Raw genomic sequence first — 19,120 nt, 5'->3', positions numbered from 1 at the left:
TCATTCCTCGCTCGTGTTCGAGTCGGCGCCGTCTCGCAGTGCGCGGCCCCACGGCTGAGCGGGGTCATGGATGGCGACGGCGAGCGTCGTGTCCGACTGCCCGTAGTACGCGAACCACCTGCCCTGGAACTTCACGAGTCCCTCGACGAACGTGACGTTCGACACCAGGCCGTGCATGTCCTCGAACGTCTGCGGACGCAGCCACGGCTCCTGCAGGCGGGCGATCACACGGGTGGGCTCGTCGGGGTCGATCGCGATCTGGCCGCAGCGGTAGTCGACGTCGACGGAGCCGTCTTCGTGCACCGTGCGCGTCGCACCGTTCGTGAGGAACACGAGCAGTCCGTTGTCGGCGACCACCGGCGAGGTTCCGATCTCGACGAGAGCCTCGTCCCACGTGCCGGGAGTCGGCGAGTACATGGGCTCGGTGTCGGCCGACCCGGGCGTCCAGTGGATGAGGTCGTCGCTGGTCGCCCAATAGATCGCACCCTCTCCGAAGTACATCCACCACTTGCCGTGCATCTTCTGCGGCACGATGACCCCCGCCTTTGACCAGTTGAAGCCGCGGGGGTCCATCGTCTTGAACGTGTCGAAGTCGTCGAACAGCGGGCCGTGCTTGGTCCAGGTGCGCAGGTCGGTCGACGTCGCGAGGCACAGCTGCGCGCTGCGCCGGTCCCACCCCGTGTAGGTGAGGTAGTAGGTGCCGTCGATCAGCGCGATGCGCGGATCCTCGCATCCGTAGCGCTCATAGTCCTCGGAGGGGGAGAGGATCGGGGCGTCCTCCCTGGTGAAGTTCAGGCCGTCGCTCGATCGCGCGATTCCGATGTGCGACACGATGTCGTCGGCGTGAGCGCGATACAGCAGCACGACCTCGTCGCCGTCGACGAGGGCCGCGGGGTTGTAGAGGTTGGCAGACTCCCAGCTGTCGCCTTTCGGGCGCAGGATCGGGTTGCCCTCATAGGGGGTGAACGGGCCGAGGGGGAAGGATGCTCCGGTGAACATGGGGTCCTTTCGGGATTGTGGGGAAGGGGCGGTCTAGCCCTTGACGGCCGCGCCGAGGTCGGTGGCCCGGAAGAAGCGCTGGAAGACGATGAACAGGATCACGACGGGGAATGCCAGTGCTGTCGCACCGGCGAGGATCGCGCCGTTCGGGTTCGCCGTCGACTGCGCGACGTTCGAGATGTAGTTCGCGAGAGACACGGCGAGCGGCTGCAGCGATGCGTCCTTCGTGATGAGGAACGGCCAGAGGAACTCGTTCCACGGGCCGATGAAGGTGACGAGCACGACCGTCACGAGCACCGGCTTGATGAGCGGGATCGCGACCGACGTCAGCAGACGGATCTCGCCGGCGCCGTCGATGCGGGCGGCTTCGAAGATCTCGACGGGCAGGGCCTTGAAGAACTGCACGAAGATGAACACCGCCGTGGTGTTGATCAGGAACGGCAGGATCATGCCCATGTACGAGTCGCCGAGCCCGTAGTTGCGGGTGATCTGCACGTAGAGCGGGATCATCAGCAGCTGGAACGGCACCATCTGCACGAGCAGCATGAGCACCCAGATGACGCCGCGGCCGCGGAAGTCGAGCCGTGCGATCGCGTACCCCGCGAGAAGGCCGAACACGACGGTGCCCAGCAGCACGCCGGCCGTGAAGATCAGCGAGTTGAGCAGAGATCCCGCAAGGTCTATGCGGGAGTCGATCGCGACGAAGTTGTCGACCGTCCACCCGCTCGTCGGAAAGAGCTCATTGGGCGAGTTCGTCGGGTTCTCCTGGAACGCGCCCACCAGCATGAAGTAGAACGGGAACGCGAATCCGATGGCCGCGACCGTGAGCAGGATCAGGCTCAGGATGCGGGGCAGTGAACGCTTGCGTCTCATGGTCATCGCTCCCTGGTTGCGCGGTTGGCGGCGAGCGACAGCATCCCGACGAGGATCACCAGGATCATGCCGATCGCGGCGGCCGTGTCGGGGTTCTGCTGCTGGATGCCCAGCTGATAGATGAGCAGCACGGGTGTCGACGAGGCGCCGTCGGGGCCGCCGCCGTTCGTGAGCAGGTACGGCTCGGTGAAGAGGTTCGCTCCCGTGATGATCGACAGGATCAGTACGAGCGTCGTCGCGTTGCGCACGCCGGGAACGGTCACGTTCCAGAAGCGCGAGAACGCCCCGGCGCCGTCGGTCTCGGCCGACTCGTAGAGCTCCTTCGGCACGTTCTGCAGCGCAGCGAGATACAGCAGGATGTAGAAGCCCAGCTGCTTCCAGGTCACGTAGAGGGCGATCATCGGCATCGCGAGACCGCTGTTCACCAGCCACGAGGGATCGGGGGCGAGCGGGCCGAGGATGGTGTTGATCAGGCCGTTGCCGGAGAACAGCAGCATCCAGACTCCGACGAGCGAGACGCTGGCCGTCAGATACGGCACGTAGAACGCCACGCGGTAGGCGGCGACCCAGCGGATGCCGGTGTTCAACGCCGCCGCGAGCACGAGCGAGAGCACGGCGGTGAGCGGCACGTTGATGACGAGGAAGATCAGGGTGTTGCGGAACGAACCGAGCACCCTCGGGTCGGTGAGCACCGTGACGAAGTTGTCGAAGCCCACGAACGGTCGCTCGACCTCGACGTTGGGGGCGGTGAAGAAGTAGTCGTGGAAGGCGATGTAGACCGCGAATCCCAGCGGGAACGCGAAGATCGCCAGCACGAAGACCAGGTACGGCAGGGCGAAGAGCCCGCCGATCGGCTGCGCACCCAAGAGTCGGTTGCGCAACCGCGCCCTCGGTGACCGGCCCGCGGACGGGGCCGGGGCGGTGGTGCCCCCGGCCACGTCCGCTACGGCGTCGTCTCGGAGCGTCATGACCGGCTCATCACTCGGCGACGAGGTCGTCGATCTTCGTCGCGGCGTTCTTCAGGAAGTCATCGATCGACTCCTTGCCGAAGATCACTGCGGCGGAGTACTCGTCGCGGAACGCCTGCCAGGCCTCCACGGAGTTCGGGATGCTGGGCACGTCTGCCGTGGCCTCGGCCTGCTCGGCGAACGCCACGTAGTTCGGGTTCGCTTCGAAGTAGTCGGCGTAGGTCTCGGTGAGGTCGGTGCGCATCGGCATCTGGCCCGTCGCCTCGAGCAGCTGGCCGTCGCTGTCGACGCTCGTCGAGAACTTCAGGAACTCCCACGCGGTGCCCTGGTTCTCGCACGCGGTGAACATCGAGACGCTCTTCGAGTCTGCGAACGTCGTCGGGTTCTCGCGACCGTCGCTGGTCGGCACGGGCATGAACCCGACGTCCACCGTCTCGGCGTACGAAGGGATGGCCCACGGGCCGGCGAGCTGCATGGCGGTCGTGCCCGCAGACATCGCGTCATCGGTCGATGCCTCGTTGGGCGAGAGCTTCTCGTCGTAGAAGGTCTTCCAGAACTCCGCGACCTCGCGCCCGGCATCCGAGTCGACCGTCGCTGTGCCGTCTTCGACGAGCATGGTGCCGTCGGTCTCGGCGAGGTAGAGCGGGTAGAAGTCGAACCAGGGCTGGTAGAACTCGCTGGTCGGTGCCGGCCAGATCGCGCTCTGCACGCCGGATTCGACAATCGCGCGTGACCCGGCGAGGAAGTCGTCGTACGAGGCCATCTGCGGGTCTTCGGGGTCGATTCCCGCCGCTTCGAAGAGGGCCTTGTTGTACATCACCATGACCGGGTTCGACTTCCACGGCAGCTGGTAGAAGCTGTCGTCGGTGGCATACGAGTCGACCTCGCCACCGCGCTCGGTGATGTAGTCGCTGCCGCCCTGCATGGTGCTGAGGTCGACGAGTCCGCCCTGCTTGACCCAGCCTGAGACTGCAGCCGGAGCCACGTTGTAGACGAGGCACGGTGCGGTGCCGGCGGTGATGGCCGCGGTGATCGCCTCTTCAGACGACGAACCGGCGGGGATCTCCTGGGCGTTGACCTTCTCGTCGGGGTGCTCGGCGTTCCAGGCCTCGACCACGGCGGTGCCCCAGGCGACCTCCTGCTCGTTGTTCGACAGCCAGATGTCGATGGAGCCGGTGCCTTCGGCCGAGGCATCGCCGCCTCCGCCGCCGGATGAGCACCCGGTGGCGACGAGCGCGACCGCTCCCAGGAGCGCTGCTGCGCGGATCTTCTTCTTCATGTTGTCCTCCTTGACGCGATGGTTCGGGTGATCGTCTAGCGGGTTGTGCTCTCCCGGAAGTGCACGACGTTGCAGTCGACGACCTCTGTGCGCGGCTCGGCGCCGAGGATGTCGGCCTGCAGCAGGCGGGCGGCAGCGCGTCCTCGCGCGGCAGGACCCGATGAGACGCTCGTGAGCGCGGGGGAGAGGTGTGCCGAGAGATGGTCGTCGTCGAAGCCGGCGATCGCGAGATCGCGGGGGATGCTGAGGCCGCTCGACCGTGCGAACGACAGCCCGGCGATCGCCATGGTGTCGTTCGAGTACAGGATGGCGGTGGGGCGATCGGGCAGTGCGAGCAGCTCGGCGGTGCGCTCGCGGCCACTCGAGGCGGTGAAGTCGCCCTCGCGCAGCAGGGCATCGCCGCCCACGGCATCCGTGTAGGCATCGGCCCGCACGCGCGAGTGCACGTAGTCGAGCGGACCCGACACATGTGCGATGCGTTCGTGCCCCTCGGCGCGCAGGTGAGCGATGATCTCGCGCACGGGGGCGTCATCATCGGTGCGCACGCACGAGAACCGCGTCGGCTGCTCATAGGCGCCGACCAGCACCGACGGCAGGTCGAGCTCTTCGAGCAGCGGCACGCGCCAGTCATCGTTTCGCAGGTCGAGCAGCAGGGCACCGTCAGCGCGACCGTGACTGAGTGACCGGTAGGCACGCTCTTCGGCCGCCCGATCGGGTACGACCTGCAGGATCAGGGCCGTCTCTGTCTCGGCCAGCACCGACTCGACGCCCGCGATGAAGGCGGGGAAGAACGAGTCGTTGGCGATGACCTCAGGGTCACGCGCCAGCACCACGGCGATCGCATTGGCCTTCTGCGTGGCCAGCGCACGCGCGCTCTGGCTCGGCACCCAGTTCAGCTTCTCGGCGGCGGCGAGCACCTTGGCTCTGGTGTCGTCGGAGATGGGCCGCTTGCCGCTCATCGCGTGCGAGACGGTGGCCTTGGTGACGCCGGCTTCGCGGGCGACGTCGGCGATCGTCGTGCGGCTCATGCCACCTCCTCGTGGAACATCGGGCTGATCGTCGGCATCCGGTCATAGTCGTTTAACCGGTTTGACGAATGCGGGTGATGCGAGTGTAAACCGGTTTGACGATGCGGGTCAAGAGCCTGCGCTCTGATCGGGTCGCCTCGCCTCGCCTCGCCTCAGACGAAGGTGACGGTCTGCTGCAGCCGGGTGCGCACGTCGAACAGCTCGTTGCCGCCGATCGCACGGGCACCGGGGACTCCCTGGCGCAGCACCATCGCGAGCGCGCTGCGTCGCACGACGACGACGGGAACGCCGCGGCTGCTGCCGAGCGGGGTGACGGCCTGGGCCAGATCGTCGTCGGGAAGCACCATGATCAGTCCGCCGAACTTCACGCGGGCGGCCTTGGCCACGGTGCGCATGCGGGAGAGCGCCGAGGTGACCGGGGCGCGTGTGCCGAGGCTCGGGCCGGTGATCTCGCCCCGACGGAACCCGACGATTCCGCCGAAGTCCTCCGACATGACGCCGTAGAGGCCGGACGGGCTGAGCACGACATGGTCGAGCTTGTCGTCGGCATCCGCTCCTGTGGCCACGTCGTGCCACACCGTGAAGCCCATGCCGAGGGCGCTCACGGTGCGGGCGGTCTCCTCCTCAGCCAGCGCATCGGCGAGCAGGCGACGCAGGTCGCGAGGGGCCGAGCGCACGAGCGCCGGGTCATAGGGGTCGGGCACCTCAACGCCACGGCCGGCCCATTCGCGGATCAGCGACAGATAGCGCTCTCGGCGCCAGCCGCCGGGGTGACCGTACGACCGTGCCCGGGGGCGGGTGTCGGTGCGGGTGGCCGACTGCGGACGCCAGCCGTTCCATTCCGGTTCGGCAGGGATGCCGGGGTGCGCACCGGAGCGACGGTCGTAGGCGGCGCGGCCTTCGGGGGTGCCGATCAGCTCCCACGCTCGCTGCACCTGAATGAACACGGCCGCGTCTCCGCCCGTGTCCGGGTGGGTCTGCCGCAGGCGCAGGCGATACGCGCGCCTCAGCTCGCCGTCGTCGACCGTCGGGTCCACGCCGAGGATCTCATAGGCGGAAGCCGAGAGCGGGCTGTCGAACATCGCTCTCCTTCCGAGATCGCGGCATCCAGAATATCCGGATGACGTTGTGGATCAGCCGGGCACGTCGACGACGCGCTCCACGCCGATCACCGGCACCACGGAGCCGGCGGATGCCGCCGCGATATCGTCGGCGAGCCGGTCGAGCTCCTGCGCGGGCACCCACACCTCGAACGTCGCCAGCGCTGAGTACCGGGGTTCGCCGAGCGTCGCGCCGTGACGCGGCACCCAGTCGCGCAGAAGGTTGTCGAAGCGTCCGGCATCCGCCTGCGCGACGTCGATCGTCACCTGTGTCAGGGGCTGCCGGTGCACGAGCGATGCGACATCGAGGGTCTCCGAGACGGCCGACGAGTACGCGCGCACGAGCCCACCGGCGCCGAGCTTCACGCCGCCGAAGTATCGCGTCACGACGGCGACGACGTCGGTCAGCCCCCGCCGGCGCAGCACCTCGAGCATCGGCACTCCTGCGGTGCCAGAAGGCTCGCCGTCATCAGACGAGCGGGCCTGATCGCCGAGCAGGCCGGTGACCATCGCGGTGCAGTTGTGCCGCGCATCCCACCACTGCTTGCGGAGGCGGGCGATCACGGCGTCCGCCTCCTCGACGGAGGCGACCGGCTCGACGGTCGCGATGAAGCGAGACTTCTTGATGACGAGCTCGTGCTCCACAGGCGCGGCGATCGTCGCCGGGTAGCTGCGGGCTTCAGTCATCCGCCTCAGACTACCCAGCGCTCGCGCGCACTCAGCGATCGACGAACGACATCTGTTGCGGGTTGTACCGGTCGCCCTGCACTCCGACCCGGTCGGCGAGCTGGTCGAGGTCCGCCATCTCGTCGGCCGACAGCGCCACCGTGGTCGCTCCGGCGTTCTCGGCGATGCGAGAGCTGCGTCGGGTCCCCGGAATCGGCACGATCCACGGTTCGCGAGCCAGCAGCCAGGCGAGGGCGATCTGACCGGGCGAGGCGTCCTTGGCTTCCGCGAGCGTGGCGACGTGGCTCACCAGCGCCTCGTTCGCCGTTCGATTCTCCTCGCTGAAGCGCGGGATCGTGCCGCGGATGTCGCCCTCAGCGAATGACGTGCTGCGATCGACGGTGCCGGTGAGGAACCCCTTGCCGAGCGGGCTGAACGGCACGAAGCCGATGCCGAGCTCGCCGAGTGTGGGCAGGATCTCGGCCTCAGGGTCGCGCGTCCACAGCGAGTACTCGCTCTGGAGTGCCGTGACCGGCTGCACCGCATGGGCCCGGCGGATCGTCGGGGCCGATGCCTCGGACAGCCCGAAGTGCAGCACCTTGCCCTCGGCGATCAGCTCGGCCGCCGTGCCGGCGACGTCTTCGATCGGCACGTCGGGGTCGACGCGGTGCTGGTAGAAGAGGTCGATCACGTCGGTGCGCAGGCGACGCAGCGACTGCTCGGCGACGCGGCGGATCTGCTCCGGCCGGCTGTCGAGCCCGACGCTCTTGCCGTCTTCGATGCGCCAGCCGAACTTCGTCGCGATGACGACCTGGTCGCGGATCGGCTCGAGCGCTTCGCCCACCAGCTGCTCATTCACATAGGGGCCGTAGACCTCTGCGGTGTCGAAGAACGTGACCCCGTGGTCGAGTGCCGAGCGCAGCACGCCGATCATCTCGTCGCGGGTGCCCGGGTTCGGGCCGTAGCTCTGCGACATCCCCATGCAGCCGAGGCCGACAGCGGAGACCTCGAGGCCCTGTCCGAGTGTGCGAGTGTGCATGTCGAGTCCTTTCGTCAGGGCCGACGTTACGCCCGCTCGCAGCGCGGTGGGAGGCCCTGCCAGAACCTCCCACAGTCATCGGCCGCTCCGCGTGCGACTACTCCGGGGAGTCGTCTCGCAGGTAGGCGATGTGCGCCGCGTGGCGGGTCAGATGGTTCTGCGACTTGCGCACGAACATCCAGGCGCCCAACAGCAGCACGAACCAGATCGGCGTCACCAGCAGCGCGGTCAGGGTGTCGGGCTGGGTCGTCAGCGCCCAGAGGATGAACACGAAGAAGGCGAGAACCACGTAGACCATGACCACGCCGCCCGGCATGCGGAACTTCGACGCTGCGACCTTCTCCGGCCGCCGACGGCGGTACACGAGGTAGCTGCACAGGAAGATCGTCCAGACGAACATGAAGCAGACCGCAGAGACCGTGGTCACCATGTCGAATGCGGTGCCGATGTCCTTGCCCGCGTAGAGCAGCACGACGCCCGAGAGCAGCAGGATGCATGACAGGAACAGAGCGTTCTGCGGCACACGTCGCTTCGACAGCCGGCCGAAGATGCGCGGGGCGTCGCCGTCCTGCGCGAGGCCGAACACCATGCGCGAGGTCGAGTAGATGCCCGAGTTGGCGCTCGACATGGCCGAGGTCAGCACGACGAGGTTCACCACCGTGGCGGCGATGCCGAGTCCCGCGAGGGCGAACATCGCGATGAACGGGCTCTCGCCGGCGACGTACTCGGTCCACGGGGTGACCGCCATCAGGATGATGAGCGCACCGACGTAGAAGAGCAGGATGCGGATAGGGATCGCGTTGATCGCCTTGGGCAGGTTCTTCTCGGGGTCTTTGGTCTCGGCCGCGGCGGTGCCGACGAGCTCGACGCCGACGAACGCGAACACCGCGATCTGGAATCCGGCGACGAAGCCCATGAAGCCGTGCGGGAACATGCCGCCGTGGTCCCACAGGTTGCTGAAGCTCGCGGTTCCCGCGTCGTGCTGGAAGCCGGTGAAGATCATCACGAGACCCGTGACGATGAGCGCGACGATCGCGATGATCTTGATCAGCGCGAACCAGAACTCCATCTCGCCGAACGCGGCGACGGTGGGCAGGTTCAGTGCGAGCAGGATGACGATCACGAGCACGCCGGGGATCCACAACGGGATGCCGGGGATCAGCGCATCCGAGTATCCGGCGATCGCGATGACGTCGGCGACTCCGGTGACGACCCAGCAGAACCAGTACGTCCATCCGGTGAAGAAGCCGGCCCACGGGCCGAGCAGGTCGCTCGCGAAATCGCTGAACGACTTGTACTTGAGGTTCGAGAGCAGCAGCTCGCCCATCGCCCGCATGACGAAGAAGAGCATGAAGCCGATGATCATGTAGACGAAGATCACCGAGGGGCCGGCGACCGAGATCGTCTTGCCGCTGCCCATGAACAGGCCGGTGCCGATCGCACCGCCGATCGCGAGCAGCTGGATGTGTCGGTTGCTCAGGGCCCTCTTCAGGTGCTGGTCGTCGCCGCCGGCGGTCCCGTCTTCCTCGACGGATCCCCGTGTTCTCTCTGTCGTCATCGCTCGAACCTCCGGTGTCGGGTGCCGCGTCCCGCTGCGGCATCCTTCCGACCGTAATGGCCGATCGGGGATGGCAGTAAACCGAATCGATTCGATATCCTGGTTCGACCCCCGATCATCCCCCAGTTCTGCGAGCCGCTTCTCTCATGGCCACCTCTCTCACCACGGGCCGCCCGTGGCGCGTCATCCTGTCGTTCTCGATCCCCCTGCTGCTCGGCAACGTCGTGCAGCAGATGTACCAGTTCGCCGATGCCGTCGTCGTCGGCCGGCACCTCGGCGTCGAGTCTCTCGCCGCCGTCGGCGCGACCGGCAGCCTGCTGTTCCTGCTCATCGGCTTCGCCTGGGGTCTGACCAGCGGCTTCGCGATCCCCATCGCGCAGGCATTCGGCGCGGGTGACGGAGCGGCGGTGCGCCGCTCGGTCGCGACCGGTGTGATCCTGACCGGCATCACGAGCGTGGTGCTCACGATCGTCGCGCCGTTGATCGCGGCGCCCACGCTCGCCCTGCTGCAGACGCCGCCCGAGCTCATGGCCGAGGCGACGATCTTCACGCAGATCAGCTTCATCGGCGCCAGCGCGACGATGTTCTTCAACTTCCTCTCAGCGATCATCCGCGCGATCGGCGACTCGCGCACGCCGTTGATCTTCCTCACGGTGTCGTGTGCGCTCAACGTCGGCCTCGTGATCCTCATGGTCGGTCCGCTCGACTGGGGCGTGGGCGGCGCGGCCCTCGCGACCGTCGTGGCCCAGGCCGTGTCGGTCGCGCTGTGCCTCGAGTTCGTGCGCCGCAGGCTGCCGATGCTGCACCTGCGCCGTGCCGACTGGCGCGTCACGCGCGACGACATCCGAGAGCACCTGCGCCTCGGCCTGCCGATGGGCTTCCAGGCGTCGATCATCGCGATCGGCACGCTCGTCGTGCAGGTGGCGCTCAACACGCTCGGCTCCGAGGCCGTCGCCGCGTACACGACGGCGTCTCGTGTCGACGGTCTCGCCGTGGCCTTCCTCTCGTCACTGGGTCTCGCCTCGTCGATGTACACGGCGCAGAACCTGGGCGGGCGTCGCCCCGACCGCATCCGCCGCGGTGTCGTCGAGGGCACCTGGATGGCGATCGCCGCCGGCATCGCGCTCGGAGCCGTGATCATCGCGTTCGGCGCGCCCCTGGTGCGGCTGTTCGTCGGCGAGGGCGCCGCAGCGGATGAGGTCGTCGAACTCGCGCACCTCATGCTGATCATCAACGGATGCGGAACTGGGCGCTCGGCGTGTTGTTCGTGCTGCGTGGTGCGCTGCAGGGCCTCGGCCACACCCTCGTGCCCACCGTCACGGGTGTCATCGAGCTGGTGATGCGCGTGGGCGCCGCCATCGTGCTCGGCGCGATGATCGGCTTCGAGGGCGTCGCGCTCAGCAACCCTCTCGCCTGGCTCGGCGCGATCGTGCTGCTGGTGCCGGCCTATGTGCGGGCGCACCGGTCGCTCGGCCGCATGCGCGTCGACCCGATCGAGGCCACCGAGACCTCGACGATGGCGATCATCGGACCCACCGACGGCTCGATGGTCGTCGATGCGCTCGTCACCCAGCCGGTGCGGGTGGTCAAGACCTCGCGTTTCGCGCGGTTGACGCGCCGCTGAACAGCTCGTCACAGTTGCAGAACATCATCCTTGAGATGGATGCCCGGCATGCCGACACTTCGTAGTGTTGGTGATGCGGAGATTCCGCAGACCGGGGGGTCGTGATGACATCGTCAAGGGTGGCAAGCGAACTGGCATCGATTCTGGTGCCGATCGGAGTGGCGGGGGCTGTGCTCGCAGCACTGTGCGCGCTCATCGCAGGAGTCGCGATCATGCGCGGAGCGGCGGGCCTTGCCGGCGGTGCGGTAGGTCTGTGGATTCCGAGCGCGATGCTCAGCTCCACGGCATCGTTCGCCAACCAGTGGACGCCGCTGCTGATCGCAGTAGCGACGCTCGTCGCGATGCTGGTGATCGGGGGCGTGGCGCGAAGCATCGTGAACGCCGGTGAGCCGGCACGCGAATCCGCCCGTGCCGCGCGCGTCCAGGCAGTCGTCGACGCGCCGGAACCGGTCGCCGTGCCGCGAGGTGCGAAGGTGACGCCCAGCACGGGCAGCATGCCCGCGCTGGCAGGCTGACAGCTCGTCAGCGGTAGTCGCGATCGCGGTGCTGTGCGCCCTCGTCTCCTGAGGCCACACGCTCGGCCTCTCTGGCGCGCAGCTCGACGCGGCGGATCTTGCCCGAGATCGTCTTGGGCAGCTCGGGGACGAACTCGATGATCCGCACCCACAGGTGCGACGACAGCCGGTCGTGGGCGTAGGCGAAGATCGAGCGGGCGGCTTCAGCTTCGGCGCCGACCGCGTCGGGCCGCAGGCACACGTAGGCCTTAGGAACCGCGAGTCGCGTCGGGTCGGGGCTCGGGATCACCGCCGCCTCGATCACGAGGTCGTGCTCCAGCAGCACCGACTCGAGCTCGAACGGCGAGATCTTGTAGTCGGAGGCCTTGAACACGTCGTCTGCCCGGCCGATGTAGGTCAGGTACCCGTCGGCATCCCGCTGGGCGATGTCGCCGGTGTGGTGAAAGCCGCCGACGCGCGACTCGGCCGTCTTCTCAGGATCGTCGTAGTACCCGGCCATGAGCCCGACAGGAGGGTGGGCCAGGTCGAGCGCGATCTCGCCCTCGTGCTCGGCGATGTCGCCGGTGGCGGGATCGAGCAGCACGACCGGGTACCCGGGCAGCGGGCGCCCCATGGACCCGACCTTGACGACCTGACCGGGGGAGTTGCCCACACAGGCCGTCATCTCGGTCTGACCGAAGCCGTCGCGGATCGTGCCGCCCCAGGCCTCGCGCACCCGGTCGATGACCTCGGGGTTCAGCGGCTCTCCGGCCCCCACGAGCTCACGCGGAGGGTGGGTGAGTCGCGCGAGATCGGCCTGGATCAGCATCCGCCATACCGTCGGCGGGGCGCAGAAGGTCGAGACGTGGTGCGTGTCCATGACCTGCATCAGGGTGTTCGCGTCGAACCGGTCGTAGTTGTAGACGAACACCGTCGCCTCGGCGAGGAACGGCGAGTAGAAGCTCGACCACGCATGCTTCGCCCACCCGGGTGACGAGATGTTGAGGTGCACGTCATCGGGTCGCACGCCCAGCCACCACATGGTCGACAGATGTCCGATGGGGTACGAGACGTGCGTGTGCTGCACGAGCTTCGGGCGGTTGGTGGTGCCGCTCGTGAAGTAGAGCAGAGCCGTGTCGTCGGCCGGTGTGGCGGCGTCGGGCTCGAAGGTCGTCGGGGCGTCGGTCGAGTCGCCGAAGCGGGTCCACTCGGGAGGCATGCCGTCTCCCACTCCGATGCGCAGCACGTCGGCGTCGATGTCGGCGATGCGCTCGGCGAGGCTGCCGAGCGTCACGATCGCGCGGGTCCGGCCGTGCGCGACGCGGTAGGCCAGATCGGATGCCGACAGCAGGGTCGAGGTCGGGATCGACACCGCGCCGACCTTGGTGATGGCGAGCATCGCCTCCCACAGCTCGATGGTGTTGCCGAGCATCACGATGACGTGGTCGCCTCGTCGGATGCCGAGGCCGGTCAGCCAGGCCGCGACCTGGTCTGAGCGGGCCGACAGCTCGCCGTACGTCCATGATTCGAGGCTGAGATCGGCCGACACGATCTGCACGGCAGGGCGGTCGGGCGTCTCCTCCGCGATGACGTCGAACCACTCGAGCGCGAAGTTGAACTCGGTGGGCGTCGGCCAGACGAACCCGTCTCGCGCCGCCGCGTAGTCGGTCGCATTCGCGAACAGGAAGTCGCGCATCTCTCTGATCGCGGTCGTGGCTGCGGTGGCGCTGCGGCTCATTCTGGGCTCCCTTGCTCGGCAGACGTGTCCATCCTCACCCACGATCCGCTCAGCGCGCGAGCAGGCCGGCGCCGTCGCGGAGCTCGAACACCAGCTGCGTCTCGGTGCCGCGGACGACGGGGTGGATCGTGATGTGCTCGAGCACGATGTCGCGCAGGGCCGTGGCATCCTGCACCGCGACGTGCACGAGGAAGTCGTCGACGCCCGCGACGTGGAACACCTGCAGCACCCGCGGGATCGCCGCGAGCGCGTCGAAGAGCGCGGTGACCTTGGGGCCCGTGTGGTTCGCGAGGCGCACCTTGATGATCGCCTGCAGGGGGAGGCCGAGGGCCGCCCCGTCGACCCGGATGCGGGTGTCGCGGATGATCCCGCGCTCACGCAGGGCGCGCACGCGATGGGCGCACGTCGACTCGGCGAGACCCAGCCCGTGCGCGAGAGCCTTGTTCGTGACCTCGGCATCGCGGGTGACCACGGCGAGGATCTCGAGGTCGACCTCGTCGAGTTGTGCTTTCGCCAATGCCCGCACCTCCCTGTGGTTGCATGTTCGCTCAGAATATCGAGAACGACTCGTAACACGACGGATGCTGTCGAATTTCTGCGCATCCATCGTGATTCGGGCAACGTGACAGGTATGACTGCACCGTTGCATCCAGACACCGTCGCCGTGCACAGCGGCCGTTCCGATCTCGAAGGACTCGGCGTCCACGCGCTGCCGATCGACCTGTCGACGACCAATCCGCTGCCCGACATCGAGCGCGGTGGCGACTCGTACGAGGCGATGGCGACGGGTGGGCGTCCGCCCGCCGACGGCAGCATGGTCTACGCGCGGCTCTGGAACCCCACCGTGGCGCGGTTCGAAGACGCCCTCGCCGAACTCGAGCACGCCGAGGCCGCTGTCGCGTTCGCGTCGGGTATGGCGGCGATGACCGCGGTGATCCTCGCGCACGGCCCCGCGGCCGGCAAGAACCACGTCGTGGCAGTGCGCCCCCTGTACGGCGGCACCGATCACCTGCTCGGCTCCGGGCTGCTGGGTGTGGAGACCACCTACTGCCACCCCGCAGAAGTCGCCGCGTCCATCCGCCCGGACACGGGCCTCGTGGTTGTCGAGACCCCCGCCAACCCGACCCTCGATATCGCCGACATCGCAGCGGTGGTGGCGCAGGCGGGAGGCGTGCCGGTGGTCGTCGACAACACCTTCGCGACGCCCGTGCTGCAGAACCCCATCGACCACGGCGCGGCCATGTCGCTGCACAGCGCCACGAAGTACCTCGGCGGGCATGGCGACGTGATCGCCGGCGTGGTGGCCTGCGACGAGCAGACCGCAGAGGCGCTGCGCCGGGTGCGTGCCGTGACCGGAGGGCTGCTGCACCCGCTCGGCGCCTACCTGCTGCACCGCGGACTCACGACCCTTCCCGTGCGCATGCGGGCGCAGCAGGAGAGCGCTCGCCGCATCGTGCAGTGGCTGATCGACCGCCCCGAGATCGCAGAGGTGTTCTACCCCGGACTCGATGATGACCCGGAGGGCATCATCGCGCGCCAGATGCGGGGCACCGGGGCCATGATCGCGATGCGGATGCAGGGCGGGTATGCCGCGGCATCCGCAGTCACCTCGTCGACGTCGCTGTTCACCCACGCCGTGTCGCTGGGTGGCGTCGATTCGCTGATCCAGCATCCGGCGGCGCTCACGCACCGGCCCGTGCCGGCAGAGGCCCGTCCCGACGCCGACGTGCTGCGGCTCTCGATCGGTCTCGAGAACGTCGACGACCTGATCGCCGACCTCGCCCAGGCGTTCGCTGCGCTGTCGCGGGCGGAGGATGCGGTGGCATCTGGCCGTCCGTGGGCGTGAGAGCAGTGACGTTTGTCGAACAGCTACAAGGAACTGAGTCTCACGCCGGATGAGATCTAGTTCCGGGCGCAAACCTGTGCGAATCCTGAGAACCCGCCCATACACTCGCCGGTGGCAACGACGCCACTGACCCCGGGAGTCCTCAATGACGAGTGCAAAGCCCCACGCGCACGGAATCGGCATGCGCATAGCCGTGATCGTGCTCAGCCTGCTGCTGGCCGCGATGGTGATCCTGTTCTTCCTGACCACAGGCAAGATCGCCGCCGGTGCCGCGGAACTCGCCGACGGCACCACCACCGCACGGGACGGCTCGGCCGACCTCGCCGCAGGTGCCGGTGATCTCTCTGCGGGCGCCGACGAGCTCGCCGCCGGCACGGAGCAGCTCGCGGCGGGAGCGACGAGCGCCCACGTCGGCTCCGAGAAGGTCGCCACGGGTGCGCAGAGCGCCTCCACCGGCGCCGCCGCGCTCGCCGTAGGTGCCGACACTCTCGCGATCGGCGCCTCGAACGCCGCGTCCGGGGCTGCTCGGCTGAGCGCCGGAGCAGTGTCGGCGCTCACAGGTGCCGAGCGCCTCGAATCGGGACTCACGAAGGCAGATGCCGGTGTGCAGTCTGCGCTCGACGGTGCGCAGCAGGTCTCGGCCGGTGCGCAGCAGATCGATTCCGGAGCCCAGGCCGCGCTCGACGGCGCTCAGCAGGTGGCGGCAGGAACGCAGCAGGTCGACGGCGGAGCCCAGTCGCTCGTCGACGGCGCTCAGGACCTCACGAAGGGTGCGCAGCAGGTGGATGCGGGTGCCCAGTCGGTGCTCGACGGAGCGACGAACCTCGCGGCCGGAGTCGCCGGCGCACACCACGTCGCGGGGCAGGTGCTCGGCGGGGCGAACCAGCTCAGCTCGACGATCACCGGCGCCGTGACGCCGCAGCTTCAGGCGCTCGCCAGCCCCGAGAACGCCTCGGCGATCACCGAGGCGGCGAAGGGCGCACCCGCGAACGCGCAGCAGCTGGCCGACGGGCTGGCTCAGCTGGCCGCCGCAGAGCCGGCGAACACGCAGCTGCAGCAGCTCGCTGCTCTCGCCGCGGGGGTGGATGCTCAGGTCGACGGAATCGCCGGAGCGGCCGCCGCGGCACCGGTCCTCGCCCAGGGGACGATCCAGGCCGCCGCCGGCGCGCAGCTCGTCGCCGGAGGAGCGAATGCGCTGGTCAACGGCGATGCCGCACAGGGGTGGCCGGGAACGGTCGCGCTGGCAGACCCGACGGCCGGCGCCCCGGCATTCGTCACCGGGGTGCAGCAGCTGAAGGCCGGCACCTCCGGTCTCGCCGCCGGCGCCTCGACCCTCGAGTCCGGTGTGGGCACGCTCAAGGCAGGCGCCTCAGCGGTATCCGCCGGTGCTCTCAAGCTCGCCGACGGCGTGCAGCCCCTGAGCGACGGGGCCTCACAGCTCTCGGGAGGCGCGCTCGCGCTGGCCACGGGCCTGCAGCCGCTGAAGGCAGGCACCGCAGAACTGTGGGCGGGCGCCGATCGGCTCGCCGCTGGACTCGACACGCTCTCCGATGGCGCGGTGTCGCTGCAGGACGGTTCGGCGCGACTCAGCGCCGGTGCGGCGAGCCTCGACGAGGGCGCGACCGCGCTGGCTGAGGGCACCGAGACGTTGAAGGTCGGTGCGTCGGACCTGAGCACAGGCGTCGGCGAACTCTCCGAGGGTGCGGTCACGGTGGCTGAAGGCACCGGCGAGCTGGCCGAAGGCGGTGACAAGCTCGAAGCAGGTGCGTCGGAACTCGCAGACGGCAACGGCTTGATCGCCGACGGCTCCGGAACGCTCGCGACCGCGACAGCGGGCGCCGCACCGTCGATGCTGCCCTGGATGCTCGTCGTCACGCTGGCAGGACTCATCGCGGTCGGCTTCTGGATCGGCCACCGCGTCAGCCACAGCCGAGCGACCGTCTGAGCCCGTCGGGTCCTCGCCGCCGGATGCGAGGGCCCGACCTGGCTCTACGGCAGGCGGATCGTGCCGGTGGCGATGCGCTCGGTCGGCATCCGATCGCGGTTGTAGGTGATCTCGTCGTACCCGTGCGGGGTCGGTGTGCCGTCTTCGTCGAGGCTCACGAACACGATCTTCTCGATCGTGAGGATGCGCTTGCGGGTGATCATGTTGCGGGCGACGGCCCGCATGGTCAGCGAGGTGGTGCCGAAGTGGGTCGCCTGCAGGCCGATCTCGATCAGGTCGCCCTGCACGGCTGAGGCCTCGAAGTTGATCTCGGAGATGTGCTTGGTCACCGCGCGGTAGTTGCCCAGCTGCACGATCGCGTAGATCGCAGCCTCCTCGTCGATCCATTTGAGCAGGCTGCCGCCGAACAGCGATCCGTTCGCGTTCAGGTCCTCCGGCTTCACCCATTTGCGGGTGCGGAAGTTGATGCCGTCTTCGGACCACTGCCACTCGGGTGTCTGCTGTTTCGCCATGCTTCGAGGGTAGGAGCGTCGTGAGTCGGGGGTGTTACGCGTGCACATCTGTGCATGTCGTCGGTCGATCTGCCTCAGGCGGATCTGCTCGGGGCGGATTCGAGCCCGCACACGTTCTCGGCGACGGATGCTGGGGCCATGAGCGAAGACAACCCCATCCCGCAGTTCGGACCCGAGGCAAGACGGGCGCTGTTCCACGAGCGCGTCCTCGTGCTCGACGGCGCCCTCGACGATGACAACGGCACGCTGCTGATGACGCAGCTGCTCACCCTGTCGGCTGAGGATCCGACGACCGACATCGCCCTGTGGATCCATTCGCCCGGCGGCTCGGTGCCGTCGATGCTCGCGATCCGCGACCTGATGGCGCTGGTGCCGAACGACGTCTCGACCCTCGCGCTGGGCCTGGCCTGCAGCGCGGGACAGTTCCTGCTCTCGGCGGGCACGAAGGGCAAGCGCAGGGCGCTGCCGCATGCCCGCATCCTCATGCATCAGGGTTCGGCCGGCATCGGCGGATCGGCGGGCGAGATCGAGACGCAGGCCGACGACCTGCGGCACATGCGCGACACGGTGCTCGGGCTGATCGCCGCAGATACCGGGCAGCCCGTGGATCGCATCTTCGAAGACTCGCTGCATGACCGCTGGTACACCGCAGGGCAGGCGAAGGACTACGGCTTCATCGACGAGATCGTCGACTCGCTCGCGGGTCTCATGCCGCGTCGACGGGCCCGCGTCGGACTGGGGGCGGGCGCATGAGCAGCTACACGATCCCGAATGTCATCGCGCAGCATCCGCGGGGTGAACGCGTGATGGACGTCTACTCGCACCTGCTCGCCGAGCGGGTCATCTATCTCGGCACCGGCATCGATGCGGGGGTGGCCAACGCACTCATCGCGCAGCTGCTGCACCTCGACGCCGACAGTCAGGATGCGGGCGTGCAGTTCTACATCAACAGCGAAGGCGGCGACCCGGGGGCGGCGCTGGCGATCTACGACACGATCCAGCACATCCGCCCCTCGGTCGCGACGACCTGCGTCGGGCAGGCGATCGGGCCGGCCGCGCTGCTCGTCGCCGCAGGAGCGCCGGGTCAGCGGGCGGCGCTCGCCCATGCGCGCATCGTGCTGCATCAGCCCGCGGGTCAGTCGAGAGGGGCGATTCCCGACCTCATCCTCGCGGCCGACGAGGTCGTGCGGGTGCGGGCAGACATGGAGGCGATCCTCGCCAGGCACAGCGGACGCTCGCTGAGCGAGCTGCGCGCCGACACCGACCGGGACCGCGTCTTCACGGCATCCGCTGCCCTCGACTACGGGCTGATCGACACCGTCTTGGGGGAGCGGGCGGTCTGACGGGCACTGCGTGGTCAGAAACGCACCCCGCCCGCGGTGGGTGGTCAATAACGCATCCCCAACGGCCGGATCCGGTGCACTATTGACCCCGCACCGCGTCGCGGCGGA

The 19,120-nt window shown here is 68.4% G+C and carries 17 protein-coding genes and 1 pseudogene; 6 read left to right on the top strand and 12 right to left on the bottom strand.

Annotated elements, in window-relative coordinates; all coding sequences use genetic code 11:
* The 9 genes from RQG82_RS05720 to cycA all read right to left on the bottom strand — a co-directional run bounded on the left by RQG82_RS05720 (nucleotide 1) and on the right by cycA (nucleotide 9,510).
* Entirely contained in the window at nucleotides 1–999 is a 999-nt protein-coding gene (locus tag RQG82_RS05720; protein WP_311258147.1) for a glycoside hydrolase family 130 protein, read from the bottom strand.
* 33 nt (nucleotides 1,000–1,032) lie between these two features.
* A complete protein-coding gene (locus RQG82_RS05715) occupies nucleotides 1,033–1,872 on the bottom strand; it encodes a carbohydrate ABC transporter permease (protein WP_311258146.1) in 840 nt (279 codons plus the stop codon).
* A gap of 2 nt (nucleotides 1,873–1,874) precedes the next feature.
* Nucleotides 1,875–2,840 (bottom strand): sugar ABC transporter permease, encoded by a 966-nt coding sequence (locus RQG82_RS05710; RefSeq protein WP_311258145.1) that lies wholly within the window; start codon nucleotides 2,838–2,840, stop codon nucleotides 1,875–1,877.
* A 10-nt stretch (nucleotides 2,841–2,850) separates the two neighbouring features.
* Nucleotides 2,851–4,119, bottom strand: a complete 1,269-nt coding sequence (locus RQG82_RS05705) for an extracellular solute-binding protein (protein WP_311258144.1) — start codon at nucleotides 4,117–4,119, stop codon at nucleotides 2,851–2,853.
* 35 nt (nucleotides 4,120–4,154) lie between these two features.
* Complete coding sequence (locus tag RQG82_RS05700) at nucleotides 4,155–5,147, bottom strand: LacI family DNA-binding transcriptional regulator (RefSeq protein ID WP_311258143.1); 993 nt, start codon at nucleotides 5,145–5,147, stop codon at nucleotides 4,155–4,157.
* Between the two features lie 152 nt (nucleotides 5,148–5,299).
* Entirely contained in the window at nucleotides 5,300–6,229 is a 930-nt protein-coding gene (locus tag RQG82_RS05695) for a DnaJ domain-containing protein (RefSeq protein ID WP_311258142.1), read from the bottom strand.
* 51 nt (nucleotides 6,230–6,280) lie between these two features.
* Nucleotides 6,281–6,934, bottom strand: a complete 654-nt coding sequence (locus tag RQG82_RS05690; protein WP_311258141.1) for a YigZ family protein — start codon at nucleotides 6,932–6,934, stop codon at nucleotides 6,281–6,283.
* 31 nt (nucleotides 6,935–6,965) lie between these two features.
* Nucleotides 6,966–7,952: an aldo/keto reductase gene (locus RQG82_RS05685; protein ID WP_311258140.1), complete on the bottom strand. Its 987-nt coding sequence runs from the start codon at nucleotides 7,950–7,952 to the stop codon at nucleotides 6,966–6,968.
* Nucleotides 7,953–8,049: 97 nt separating this feature from the next.
* Nucleotides 8,050–9,510 carry a D-serine/D-alanine/glycine transporter gene (cycA, locus tag RQG82_RS05680; protein ID WP_311258139.1) on the bottom strand — a complete coding sequence of 487 codons (1,461 nt, stop codon included), beginning with the start codon at nucleotides 9,508–9,510 and terminating at the stop codon, nucleotides 8,050–8,052.
* A gap of 146 nt (nucleotides 9,511–9,656) precedes the next feature.
* Between cycA and RQG82_RS05675 the strand changes: the two are divergent.
* A pseudogene (locus RQG82_RS05675) lies at nucleotides 9,657–11,134 on the top strand (MATE family efflux transporter).
* A 119-nt stretch (nucleotides 11,135–11,253) separates the two neighbouring features.
* Nucleotides 11,254–11,649, top strand: coding sequence for a hypothetical protein (locus tag RQG82_RS05670; protein ID WP_311258138.1), 396 nt, complete (start codon nucleotides 11,254–11,256; stop codon nucleotides 11,647–11,649).
* 7 nt (nucleotides 11,650–11,656) lie between these two features.
* Here the strand turns inward: RQG82_RS05670 and RQG82_RS05665 are convergent, their stop codons facing one another.
* On the bottom strand, nucleotides 11,657–13,366 hold the full coding sequence (locus RQG82_RS05665; protein WP_311258137.1) for an AMP-binding protein: 1,710 nt from the start codon (nucleotides 13,364–13,366) through the stop codon (nucleotides 11,657–11,659).
* Nucleotides 13,367–13,415: 49 nt separating this feature from the next.
* Nucleotides 13,416–13,892 carry an Lrp/AsnC family transcriptional regulator gene (locus RQG82_RS05660; protein ID WP_311258136.1) on the bottom strand — a complete coding sequence of 159 codons (477 nt, stop codon included), beginning with the start codon at nucleotides 13,890–13,892 and terminating at the stop codon, nucleotides 13,416–13,418.
* Between the two features lie 105 nt (nucleotides 13,893–13,997).
* Between RQG82_RS05660 and RQG82_RS05655 the strand changes: the two genes are divergently transcribed.
* Together RQG82_RS05655 and RQG82_RS05650 are read left to right on the top strand one after the other, a co-directional pair.
* Entirely contained in the window at nucleotides 13,998–15,212 is a 1,215-nt protein-coding gene (locus RQG82_RS05655; protein WP_311258135.1) for a PLP-dependent aspartate aminotransferase family protein, read from the top strand.
* A 145-nt stretch (nucleotides 15,213–15,357) separates the two neighbouring features.
* The gene (locus RQG82_RS05650) at nucleotides 15,358–17,157 is read left to right on the top strand and encodes a hypothetical protein (protein WP_311258134.1); all 1,800 of its coding nucleotides are present in this window, start codon (nucleotides 15,358–15,360) and stop codon (nucleotides 17,155–17,157) included.
* Between the two features lie 44 nt (nucleotides 17,158–17,201).
* Here RQG82_RS05650 and RQG82_RS05645 read toward each other — a convergent pair whose 3' ends face one another.
* Nucleotides 17,202–17,669 carry an acyl-CoA thioesterase gene (locus RQG82_RS05645; protein WP_082041096.1) on the bottom strand — a complete coding sequence of 156 codons (468 nt, stop codon included), beginning with the start codon at nucleotides 17,667–17,669 and terminating at the stop codon, nucleotides 17,202–17,204.
* Between the two features lie 138 nt (nucleotides 17,670–17,807).
* Here RQG82_RS05645 and RQG82_RS05640 point away from each other — a divergent pair, with 138 nt between their 5' ends.
* Together RQG82_RS05640 and RQG82_RS05635 are read left to right on the top strand one after the other, a co-directional pair.
* Nucleotides 17,808–18,422, top strand: a complete 615-nt coding sequence (locus RQG82_RS05640) for an ATP-dependent Clp protease proteolytic subunit (protein WP_311258326.1) — start codon at nucleotides 17,808–17,810, stop codon at nucleotides 18,420–18,422.
* Nucleotides 18,419–19,012: an ATP-dependent Clp protease proteolytic subunit gene (locus tag RQG82_RS05635; protein WP_311258133.1), complete on the top strand. Its 594-nt coding sequence runs from the start codon at nucleotides 18,419–18,421 to the stop codon at nucleotides 19,010–19,012. The genes RQG82_RS05640 and RQG82_RS05635 overlap by 4 nt, the downstream gene beginning before the upstream one ends.
* Nucleotides 19,013–19,120 lie beyond the last annotated feature (108 nt).

Origin of the sequence: Microbacterium sp. WCS2018Hpa-9, assembly GCF_031843745.1 — a bacterium.
Lineage (GTDB): Bacteria > Actinomycetota > Actinomycetes > Actinomycetales > Microbacteriaceae > Microbacterium.
Note: the sequence above shows the minus strand (reverse complement) of the source record. Positions and strands in the feature narration are given on the sequence as shown.